The 10,723-nt window shown below is 70.8% G+C and carries 8 protein-coding genes; 2 read left to right on the plus strand and 6 right to left on the minus strand.

Features of this window, described 5'->3' with window-relative positions:
• The 3 genes from ACFTZB_RS37230 to ACFTZB_RS37240 all read right to left on the minus strand — a co-directional run.
• A partial coding sequence (locus tag ACFTZB_RS37230; protein ID WP_378439638.1) for a DEAD/DEAH box helicase occupies positions 1-1,835 on the minus strand: 1,835 nt, incomplete at its 3' end.
• 225 nt (positions 1,836-2,060) lie between these two features.
• Positions 2,061-3,014 carry a M56 family metallopeptidase gene (locus ACFTZB_RS37235; RefSeq protein WP_276139868.1) on the minus strand — a complete coding sequence of 318 codons (954 nt, stop codon included), beginning with the start codon at positions 3,012-3,014 and terminating at the stop codon, positions 2,061-2,063.
• 26 nt (positions 3,015-3,040) lie between these two features.
• On the minus strand, positions 3,041-3,454 hold the full coding sequence (locus ACFTZB_RS37240) for a BlaI/MecI/CopY family transcriptional regulator (RefSeq protein ID WP_015890703.1): 414 nt from the start codon (positions 3,452-3,454) through the stop codon (positions 3,041-3,043).
• Between the two features lie 176 nt (positions 3,455-3,630).
• On the opposite strand from ACFTZB_RS37240, the gene ACFTZB_RS37245 reads away from it, so the two are divergent.
• Entirely contained in the window at positions 3,631-6,219 is a 2,589-nt protein-coding gene (locus ACFTZB_RS37245; protein ID WP_378439641.1) for a bifunctional lysylphosphatidylglycerol flippase/synthetase MprF, read from the plus strand.
• 6 nt (positions 6,220-6,225) lie between these two features.
• On the opposite strand, the gene ACFTZB_RS37250 is transcribed toward ACFTZB_RS37245, so the two are convergent.
• From ACFTZB_RS37250 to ACFTZB_RS37260, 3 genes are read right to left on the minus strand one after another with little or no spacing between them, the layout of a single operon-like run.
• Positions 6,226-7,059 carry an ABC transporter ATP-binding protein gene (locus tag ACFTZB_RS37250; RefSeq protein ID WP_378439643.1) on the minus strand — a complete coding sequence of 278 codons (834 nt, stop codon included), beginning with the start codon at positions 7,057-7,059 and terminating at the stop codon, positions 6,226-6,228.
• Positions 7,056-8,162, minus strand: a complete 1,107-nt coding sequence (locus ACFTZB_RS37255) for a FecCD family ABC transporter permease (RefSeq protein WP_378439645.1) — start codon at positions 8,160-8,162, stop codon at positions 7,056-7,058. Before ACFTZB_RS37255 ends, ACFTZB_RS37250 begins: the two co-directional genes overlap by 4 nt.
• Positions 8,159-9,628 (minus strand): FecCD family ABC transporter permease, encoded by a 1,470-nt coding sequence (locus ACFTZB_RS37260; protein WP_378439647.1) that lies wholly within the window; start codon positions 9,626-9,628, stop codon positions 8,159-8,161. The genes ACFTZB_RS37255 and ACFTZB_RS37260 overlap by 4 nt, the downstream gene beginning before the upstream one ends.
• Before the next feature lie 184 nt (positions 9,629-9,812).
• On the opposite strand from ACFTZB_RS37260, the gene ACFTZB_RS37265 reads away from it, so the two are divergent.
• The gene (locus ACFTZB_RS37265) at positions 9,813-10,586 is read left to right on the plus strand and encodes a hypothetical protein (protein WP_378439649.1); all 774 of its coding nucleotides are present in this window, start codon (positions 9,813-9,815) and stop codon (positions 10,584-10,586) included.
• The last annotated feature ends 137 nt before the right edge of the window (positions 10,587-10,723 follow it).

Genomic DNA, 10,723 nt, shown 5'->3' on the forward strand with positions numbered 1-10,723 from the left:
GCCGCGGGGCGGCGGTCGTCCCGCCGGTCGTCGCGGCGGAACCCGCCTGCGGCGCCGCGGTTGTCGCCGAAGTCGCGGCGCGGTGCGCTGCGGTCGAAGCTGCGCTCGCCGGAACCGCGGTGGCTGTCGCCGCGGTCGCCGTAGTCGCGCCGGGGCGCGCGGTCGCCGTAGTCGCGGCGCGGCGCGCGATCGGAGAACGTCCGGCTGTCGCGGTCACCGCGGTACCCACCGCGGTTGTCGCCGTCACGCTGCGGGCGGTCGCCGCGGTAGCCGCCGGACCGGTTGTCGGTCTGCTCGCGGCGCGGGCCGCGCCCTTCGTAACCCCGTCCCTCGTTGCCGCGGCCTTCGAAGCTACGGCCCTCGAAGTTGCGGCCACCCGACGGGCGGTCACCGTAGCTGCGCTCACCGGAGTCGCGGCGCGGGCCACCCCGGTCGGAGGAGCCGCGACCGTCGAAGCCGCGGTTGCCGCGGTACCCGCCGCCGTCGCGTCCGGCGTATCCGCCTTCGCGGCGCGGTCCGCGGTCACCGAACTTGCGGTCGCCGCGCTCGCCGCGGGAGTAGGTGTCGCGCACCGGTTCTCCGCTGGGCGCCTTGGCGCCGGTGATGCTGGCCAGCTTCTCGGAGCCGGGGGTGACGGGCACGGCGGTGGCGTCGACGCCCGCCATGCCGGTCAGGCGGCGGAACGTGCGCTTCTGGTTGGGGAGCACGATCGCGACGACGGTGCCCTTCTCGCCTGCGCGGGCGGTCCGGCCTGCGCGGTGCAGGTAGTCCTTGTGGTCGGCGGGCGGATCGACGTGCACGACCAGGTCGATGCCGTCGACGTGGATGCCGCGGGCGGCGACGTCGGTGGCGACGAGCACGGGGGTGCGGCCGTTCTTGAAGCGTTCGAGGACCCGGGTGCGCTGGTTCTGTGCCTTGCCGCCGTGCAGGGCCTCGGCGGCGATGCCCACCGCGCGGAGGCGGTCGGTGATGCCCTCGCAGCCGAGCTTGGTGCGGGCGAACATGATCGTGCGGCCTTCGCGGGCACCGATTTCGGCGAGAACGTTGTCCTTCTGTCCGCGGTCGACGAGCAGCACGTAGTGCTCCATCGTGTCGACGCTGGCGCGACCGTCCTCGGTGGAGTGCTGCACGTGATCGGGCAGGAACTGGCGAACCAGCGACTGCACCTCACGGTCGAGGGTGGCGGAGAACAGCAGACGCTGGCCGTCCGCCGGGGTCTCGCCGAGGATGGACCGCACCTCGGGCAGGAAACCCATGTCGGCCATCTGGTCGGCCTCGTCGAGGGCGGTGATCTCGACGGAGTCGAGGATGCAGGTGCCCTGACGGAGGTGGTCGCCGAGGCGGCCGGGGGTGGCGACGAGGATGTCGACGCCGCGGCGCAGCTGGTCGACCTGCTTGGTGAACGGGGTGCCGCCGACGGCGGGGCGGACGGTCAGCCCCATCGCCCCGGCGTACGAGTTGAGGGAGTCGACCACCTGGAAGGCGAGCTCACGGGTGGGCACCAGGACCAGTGCGCGGGGCCGCTTGGCGGCGGGCCGGTCGTCGTGGCGGGCGAGCCGGGCGAGCATCGGCAGGCCGAACGCGAGGGTCTTGCCCGAACCGGTCTGTGCGCGGCCGAGGACGTTGGTGCCGGCCAGCGCGTCGGGGACGGACAGCGCCTGGATCGGCGACGGGACGGTGATGGAGTTGCGGGCGAGGGCCTGCACCAGGGGTGCGGGCAGGCCGATCTCGGCGAACGTCACGGTGGCCGTCTCGGCGTCGGTGGCGTTCTGGTCAGGGGTGTCGGTCTCGGTCTGCTCGAGTGGGGCAGACGTCGTCTGGACAGCGTTGGTCACGCGGGTACCTCTCCGGGCATAGGGCGCGTCGCGGAGCGGGGGCTGTCATGCAGCACGCACAAAGGGACGAGCCAGGGCACATGTCACCTGGTCAATCCATTCGCGGAAGTGCGGGGAATTGGGCTGTGTGCCGTTTCAGTGTTGATGGGCCGCAGTGGCGACCGCCGACCAGTGTACGCGACGGGGCACCCGGTTATCGAACCCGGCGGACTGTGAGCTGGGCGACTATACGGCGCTGAACAACCGGCTCAGTTCGGTGAGCCAGGGGACGGCGACGGCGATGGTCGGCACCACGAGGATGGCCACGGACGCCGCGTACGCGGCGAGCGCGACCCGGGTGCCCTGTTCGGTGGACGCCAGGCGCTGCACCCGCAGCAGGGTGCTGGGACCGCCGGCGGCCATGGCGCCCTTCGGGGCGATCGACCCCGAGCAGGCCACGAGTGCCCGTGCTAGTGCGGTCGGCCCGGTGGCGCGGACGGCGGAGTCGTCGGCGAGCATCTCCACCAGCAGCTGCACCGATCCCAGCGCGGACTTGCTGCGCACCACGGTGGGGAAGGCGGCGTTGACGGCGGTGAACGCCTCGAGGACGAGGTCGTGCCGGGCCCGCAGGTGGGACCGCTCGTGGGTGAGGATCGCGGTGATCTCCGCGTCGTCGAGGTTGGTGAACGTGCCCTGACTGAGCACCACCCGCTGCCGGAGCCCGGGCAGGCAGTAGGCGATGGGCTCGGTGACGTCGAGGACCCGCAGGTCGGGGGTGCGGGCGAGGGGGGACGAGGAGTCGCAGCGGTCGAGGAGGTCGACGAGCATGCGGTGCCGGGCGCGGCGGCGCCGGGTGCGGACACCGACCTGCACGATCGCGAAGATCAGTTTGGCCCCGACGAGGAGGGTCAGCGCGAACACCACCACGTACAGCAGCCACAAGGGCAGGCCGAGGGCGTCGATCTCGGCGACCGGTGCGGTGGTGGGGCGGCCGTCCGGTCCGGGGACCAGGAGCTGGCTGGCGATCGCGAGTCCCGAACTGAACGCGGACAGGACCGCGGCGAGGGCGATTGCCTGCCACAGCACGAGTGCTGCTCGGGGGGCGTGATGCGGCCATCGGGCTCGACTCAGCAGCGCAGGGACAGGCCCTGCGAGAAGAAGTGCGAGTACTCCGAAGACCAGCGCGGTGGTGGCGTCCATGTCCTACTCATCATGCATGACGAACGTCAGCCGGCGCGAACGGTTCCCGACTGATTGTCTCCGGTGGTGCGTTCCTTGGCCTCGAGCGCGGCGAGGGCCTCGCGGAGCGCGTCGGCCTCGTCGGCGCCGACCTGGCCGACGAAGTGCACGAGTGCGGCGGCGCGGCTGCCGGACTTGTCGGCCTGCTGGAGCGCGTCCACCATGAGGCTGGCGACGAGTTCCTCACGCTGATGCACCGGCAGGTACCGGTGGGCGCGGTCGTCGCGTTGCTGGATGACGAGGTGCTTCTTCGCCAACCGCTGGAGCACCGTCATGACGGTGGTATATGCGAGTTCACGGCGTGCCGCCAGTGCCTCGTGCACCTGCCGCACCGTCTGCGGTTCCGAAGTGGACCACAGGTGATCCATCACTGCGCGTTCGAGTTCGCCGAGTCCAGCCATACACCGATTCTACGGATACGACGACGCAGATACGTACTACTGGTAGTAGTAAAACTGCGTCGCGGCGTGTGGTATTGGCCATACTCCGAACGGGTGGATTACGGTCGGGTTGGCTAGCGGCCGACCCGCCGGGCAAGCTTTCGTTCTCGACATCGCGGAGAGTGGGGACCTGGCGGATGAAGACCGACGACAGCGCGGCAACCGCACACGGTACGGCAGCGAGGGTCAGGGGTCGGACGGGGCGGGCCGCGGACAGGGTCCGGGGTGCGGTGCGGGGCGCGCCGGTCAGCATCTCGCTGCTGGCCGCGATCTGGATCCTGGCGATCGCCACGTCCAGCGTGATCGGCGGGCCGTCCCACGACCTGTCCCAGCACGTCGCGATCGGGATCCGGGCGTTCCAGAACGGCTGGGTGTGGACGCTGCTCACCGCAGGACTGTGGGGCGACGACGTCCTGGCGTACCTGTCGACGACCGTCCTCGTCCTGCTGGTGGCCGCACCGCTGGAACGGCGGATGGGGTCGGGGCGGTTCACCCTCGCCGCGGTCGCCACCCAGGTGCTCGGCGGGCTGCTGGCGCTGTCGGTGGCCGCGGTCGCGAAGGTTGTCGACGCGAACTGGGGTTTCCGGCTGCACGTGGGCATGGCCGTCGGCCCGAGCACCTGGATCGTCGGCGCCGCGATGGTGGCCAGTTCCAACATGGGCACCCTGTGGCGGCGGCGGATCCGGGTCGGCGTCCTCGTGTTCACGATCACCCTGGCGCTGTTCAGCGGTTCGCTGCAGGACGTGGTCCGGCTGGCCGCGGCCGTGGTGGGGCTGGTGATCGGCCGCTGGATCGTGGGCCGCTCCGCCCGCGGCGAGCGGATCGCGGGCACCCAGCGGGAGGGCCGGGTGCTCGTCGCGATCGTGGTGGCGGCCAGCGCGATCGGCCCGATGATCGCCGCCCTGTCGGCGGAGGCGGTCGGGCCGCTCGCCGTGCTGCGCGACCTGTTCCGCGGGGTGCCCTACACGGCGGGCGAGGTCCGCGACCTGTGCGAGGTGTCGGCGGCGGACCCCGAGTGCCGGCGCGGGCTGCTCGAACTGCGCCTGTCCGGGGTCGGGCCGACCCTGCTGAGTCTGATGCCGTCCCTGTTCCTGCTCACCCTCAGCGACGGCCTCCGGCGGGGCCGTCGTTTCGCGTGGGTGGCGTCGGTGATCGCCCAGGTGATCCTGCTGGTGCTGTCGCTGCTGAACTTCGCGGTCCGGTTCGTCGACTCCCTCGACGAGGACTCCCTGTTCTACGGTCTCGCCGACCCGAACCTGTACCGGACGCTGGTGCCGTTCCTGACCCCGCTGGCGATCCTGATCGTGCTGCTCGCGACCCGGCGGTTCTTCGACGTCTCCGCCCCGGCCGGAACGTACCGGCGGCTGGCCGGTGTCCTGGTGGCGCTCGTCGCCGGTCTCGCCGTCCTCTACCTCCTGGGCGGATTGTGGGCGCGGCACGGGTTCGACCCCCGGCCGGGAACGACGACGCTGCTGGCCGACTTCCCGGAGCGGCTGATCCCGCCGGTGTACCTGCAATGGCTCGACCCGCGGCTGCTGCCGGAGAGCATCCCCGCGACGCTGCTCTACGAGTGGACCGGGGTGGTGTTCTGGGTCGCCCTCTGCGCGCTGGTCGCCGCGACGTTCCTGAGCCCCGCCATCGGCTCGGACTCGAAGTCCACCGAACGGGCCCGCGCCCTCCTGAAGTCGGGGAGCGGGAGCCCGCTGTCCTGGATGACGACGTGGCGTGGCAACAACTACTGGTTCTCCGCCGACGGCACCAGCTATGTCGCGTACCGGGTCATCGCCGGTGTCGCGCTGACCACCGGCGACCCGGTCGGCCCACCGGACCGGTTACGGGACACCGTCGAACACTTCGCCGAGTTCGCCGCCGCCAACGGCTGGATTCCGTGCTTCTACTCGGTGACCGGTGAGGTCCGCGACATCACCGACGCCCTCGGCTGGAGCGGCATCCAGGTGGCGGAGGAGACGGTGCTGGATCTGGGGCAGATCGCGTTCACCGGCAAACGGTTCCAGGACGTCCGCACCGCCCTGAACAAGGCGAAGAAGTCGGGGATCACCGCCGAATGGGTCAGCTTCCCCAGTGCCCCGCGGGCGATCACCGATCAGATCACCGCGATCTCCGAGGAATGGGTGGCCGACAAGGGCATGCCCGAAATGGGTTTCACGCTCGGCGGACTCGACGAGGTCGACGACCCGGAGGTGCGCTGCCTGATCGCCGTCGACGAGGACCGCACCGTCCACGGCATCACGTCCTGGCTGCCGGTGTACCAGGACGGGCGGGTGGTCGGCTGGACCCTCGATTTCATGCGGCGGCGGGCCGAAGGGTTCCGGCCGGCGATGGAGTTCCTCATCGCGTCCGCGGCACTGAAACTGGAGGAGGAGGGCGCCCAGTTCCTGAGCCTGTCCGGCGCCCCGCTCGCGAAGGTCGAGCAACCGGACGGCGACGCCGGCGAGCGGGAACGGTCGGAGTCGTCGAGCCTGTCGGCGGTGATGGACAGTGTGCTCGATCTGCTCGGCCGCACCCTGGAACCGGTGTACGGGTTCCGGTCGCTGCTGGCGTTCAAGTCGAAGTTCCAGCCCCGGTACGTGGCCATGCACATGACGTTCGCAGACCCGGCCGCGCTCCCCAGCATCGGCAACGCCGTCGGCAGGGCGTACCTGCCGACGGTGTCGCTGGGGCAGAGTTACCGGCTGGTGCGGACGATGATCGGCGGCCGCCGCTGACGGCCGCTACTTCTCGTCCGGTCCGCCGATCGCGCCGTACACGTGGCGGGTGCCGATCGGCACGACCAGCGGGCGGTCGGACACCGGGTCGGCGATGACCGCGGCCTCCAGGCCGAACACCTCGAGCAGCAGTTCGGCGGAGATGATGTCCTTCGGCGCGCCGGACGCGACGATGGTGCCGTCCCGCATGACGATCAGCTGGTCGCTGTAGCGGATCGCGAGGTTCAGGTCGTGCAGCACCATCACCACGGTGCGGCCCAGTTCCTCGTGCATCCGGTCCACCAGGTCGAGGACCTCGACGGAGTGCGCCAGGTCCAGGTAGGTGGTGGGCTCGTCGAGCAGCAGGATGTCGGTTCCCTGCGCGAGGGCCATCGAGATCCACGCCCGCTGACGCTGACCACCCGACAGTTGGTCGACGGGGCGGTCCGCGAGGTCGGACACCCCGGTCAGGGCGAGCGCCTCGGCGACCTCGCCCTCGTCGTCGGACGACCACTGCCGCAGCCACGACTGGTGCGGGTGCCGGCCGCGGGCCACCAGGTCGGCGACGGTGAGGCCCTCGGGCGCCACCGGCGCCTGCGGGAGCATGCCGAGGGTGCGGGCGACGTCCTTGGTGCGCATCGACCCGATGGCCTTGCCGTCGAGCAGCACGGAACCGTTGCGCGGCTTCAAGAGTCGCCCCAGCGCGCGCAGCAGCGTGGACTTGCCGCAGCCGTTCGGCCCGATCACGGTGGTGATCACCCCGGTCCGCACCTCGAGGTTCAGGTGGTCGACGATGATCCGGTCGCCGTACCCGAGGCTCAGGTCGTCGGCGATCAGTCGAGAGTCAGTCTGCACGGTCATGCCGAGACCTTCCGATTGTTGCGAACCAGCAGATACAGCAGGAATGGGCCACCCAGTGCCGAGGTGACGATACCCACCGGCAGCTCGACGGGCAGGATGGTGCGGGCCACGACGTCGCTGCCCACCACCAGCACGGCGCCGGTCAGCGCCGACGCGATCAGCGGCGGGCCGGCGGACCGCACCAGCCGCAGCGCCACCTGCGGTGCGGCGAGCGCGACGAACCCGACCGGGCCTGCCGCGGCGGTGGCGATGCCGGCGAGGGCGACGGACATGAGCAGCAGCCGGGCCTGCGACCACTGCAGCCGCACCCCCAGCGACACCGCGTTGTCGTCGCCGAGACGCAGCGCGCCCATCGTGAACGAGGAGATCACCGCGTAGCCGCCGACGAGGACGACGGCGATCGTGACGGGCCACACCTGACTCCAGGAGGCGCCGTTGAGGGACCCATTGAGCCACACCTGGGCCCGCGACGCGTCGTTGATGTCCGCCGAGATCAGCAGCCACCCGGTGACCGCGATGAGCATGGCGTTGACACCGATGCCGATCAGGATCAGCCGGTACCCCTCCACCCCGCCGCGCCACGCGAGCAGGTAGATGACCGCAGCGGTGAGGAGTCCGCCGACCAAAGCGGCCAGTGGGATCCCCAGGGTGGCGAGGAGGCCGACGAAGCTGCCGCCGCCCCCGAGGACGATCAGCGCGACGGCGGCGGCGCTGGCACCGGACGTGATGCCGAGGATGTCGGGGCTGGCGAGGGCGTTGCGGGCGATCGACTGGGTGATGGCGCCTGCCAGGCCGAGGGCCATGCCGATGAACACCCCGGTCAGCGACCGCGGCAGCCGGAGGTCCATGACGATGAAGTTCTGGGCCTTCGTGCCGCCGCCGAACAAGACCCGCGTGACCTCGGGGATCGACAGCGGGTAGTCGCCGCGGCCGATGTTGAGGCACAGCACCAGGAACAGGGCCGCCAGCAGTGCGACGTTGACGGCGATGCCGAGGGGGCGCAGGACCAGGGAGACCGGTCCGAGGCGGAACGCGGGGCGGGCAGGCACCCGGGCCGTGGGCGCGGCGCCGAGGTCGGGGCGCACGTCGTCTCGAGTGCTCACAGGCTTGCCAACTTTCTGCGCCGAACCAACGCGATGAAGAACGGTGCGCCGAACACGGCGAGCACGATTCCCACCTGCAACTCACCGGGCCGGACCACGACCCGGCCGATGACGTCGGCGGTCACGAGCATCACGCCGCCGAGGAGCCCGGCGTAGGGGACCAGCCACCGGTAGTCGGGGCCGGTGATGGCCCGCGCGACGTGGGGGACGACGAGACCGATGAATGCGATCGGACCGCACGCCGCGGTGGCCGCACCGGTGAGGAGGGTGATCGCGACGATGCCGAGCGCACGGCTGGCCGCGATGTTGGTGCCCAGCGACCGGGCCACGTCCTCGCCGAGGCTGAGGACGTTCAGGCCCGGCGTGCTGACGAGGGCGAGGATCAGCCCGAGGACCAGGAACGGCAGCACCTGCCACAGCACGTCGAAGCCGCGGCCGGCCACCGACCCGACCACCCAGAACCGGTAGGAGTCGAGGCTGGACTGGTCGACGATGATGATCGCGTTGGTCATCGCCTGTAGGAAGAAGGCGACGGCGGCGCCGGCCAGCGCCAGGCTCAGTGGGCTCGCCGCCCCGTTGCCGATCGACGACAGCCCGAACACGATCACGCTCGCCGCGAAGGATCCGGCGAACGCGAACCACAGGTATTCGCTGGGGGCGCTGAACCCGAACAGGTACATCGACAGCACCACGAGGAACGCGGCGCCGGCGTTGAGGCCGAGGAGTCCGGCGTCGGCGAGCGGGTTGCGGGTGTGCCCCTGGATGAGGGCGCCCGCGACACCGAGCGCCATTCCGACGACCAGACCCAGCACGGTGCGCGGGCCGCGCAGCGTGCGCACGATGATGTCGGTCTGCGAGCCGTCCGGATCGAACAGTGCGTGGAAGATCTCCGCGAACGACAGCGGCCGCGCCCCGACCGCGACGCTGGCCAGCAGGACCAGTCCCAGCAGGATGACGAGGACGCACAGCCCGATCAGCCGGCGGCGCCGGATCGCGGCGACGCCGACGTCCTTCTCGCGGACGGCGAATCCCTCGTCGGTGGCGGTGCTTTCCCGGACGACCTCGGTGCCGGTGCGCCGGAACGCCCGCAGCAACGACCGTTTCGGGCCGATCGCGTCGCCGGTGTCGGTGTCGCGGGTGACGAGGCCGACCCAACCCTTGCCCGAACTCTGCCCGGTGTTGCCTTCGCGGAATCCGCGGTTCCACAGGGCGAGCCCCAGCGCGATCGCGACGGCGGCGCCGCCGAACACGACCCGGTCGGCCTCCCCGCCGCCGTTGTCGTCGCGGAGGGAGTCGACGATGTACCACCCGAGAACGAGCGGGATGGCCACTGTCCCGATGTCGAGCAGTCCCGCGAGTGCCCGGAGGTACAGCGGGGCGGGACCGCGCGGAACGTCGCGCTTTCCGTAGGGCTCATCGGTCGGCAGGTGCGGGATGTCGCTGCCGAACTGTCGCGTCGTCGTCACTGGCGGGGGAAGCTCCTGACGTGTGTGCCGGTGCACGGGATCTGCACTGATTCAACTACTTAGGTTACGGAACCCTATCCCCGTTGCCACATCCGGCGGGGCGTGCCGCGTGCGGCGGTTCGCGGGGGTGCCTCACATCACATGATGTCAAGTCTTGATATTTGGTTAGGCTCACCTATGTTTGGTGGTGTTCCATCCCGACCGATTGGAGTGCACGGTGACTTCGACCCTGTCCGCCCCCGCGACCGCACTGGACGTGTCCTGCACACGACTTCGCGCGCTGAACGCCGAATATCCGCGCATGTACGCGGTCGCGACGATGGCGGACGAGGGTAAACGCCGGTGGTGGTCGCTCGCCGACGACCTCGACGGCGACCGGGTGCCCCGGATGTGGGCGCGTTCGCTCGAGGACGTCCCCGATCCGGACGTCGCCGCGATGCAGGTGGCCACGGCGCTGATCCACGCGGTCGTCGGGCGTGTCACCGCCCTCGTCGTGCTGGAGGGGCGGGCCTGGGACCCGGGGCTCGAGAACCTGTGGATCCACATGGACAGTGACGAGGGAATCGACTGGGCGGGCGTCGTCGACGACACCATGCGTGTCCTGCCGGACGACCCCTACGCCGGCGCCCCCCGGACGGTCACCGTGCCGTGCGAGCGGGCGTTGCTGCTCTGGACGGTGCACCGCAGTCTCACGTCGCTGCACGCGGTGTTCGACGCGATTGCCCGGCTGACGCCGATCGACGCGTCCCGATTCTGGGGGCTCGTGGGGGAGTCGGTGCTCGGCGCCGCGACGTACGTGCCGATCCTCGCCGGTGGCGGCGAGGCCGCCGCGCAGCGTCGCGGTCAGGGCATCCTGGACGCCTTCGTCGCGGCCGGCGTGCCGGTCCGCTCGAAGAGCCGGATCACGCGCCCGCACTGCGGTCGGCTGGGGCAGGCACGGAAGCGCTTGCTTAATTAGGGAAGCCTTGCCTATACTCGTGGCAGACGTCGAGCCGAAACGCCGGCGCCGAGAACCGAACTACCGGACCGCGCAGGAGTCCTGAGGGCTGCAGTGACTCCCAGGTCCATCCCACGGCGGGCCTCACGCTGACCAAG

Origin of the sequence: Rhodococcus sp. NPDC057014 (assembly GCF_042673295.1) — a bacterium.
Taxonomy (GTDB): domain Bacteria; phylum Actinomycetota; class Actinomycetes; order Mycobacteriales; family Mycobacteriaceae; genus Rhodococcus_F.

Excerpts from the sequence above, each read along its gene's own strand:
- ACFTZB_RS37245 (WP_378439641.1), top strand. The coding sequence starts at position 3,631 with ATGAAGACCGACGACAGCGCGGCAACCGCACACGGTACGGCAGCGAGG.
- ACFTZB_RS37250 (WP_378439643.1), bottom strand. The coding sequence starts at position 7,059 with ATGACCGTGCAGACTGACTCTCGACTGATCGCCGACGACCTGAGCCTC.
- ACFTZB_RS37240 (WP_015890703.1), bottom strand. The coding sequence starts at position 3,454 with ATGGCTGGACTCGGCGAACTCGAACGCGCAGTGATGGATCACCTGTGG.
- ACFTZB_RS37235 (WP_276139868.1), bottom strand. The coding sequence starts at position 3,014 with ATGGACGCCACCACCGCGCTGGTCTTCGGAGTACTCGCACTTCTTCTC.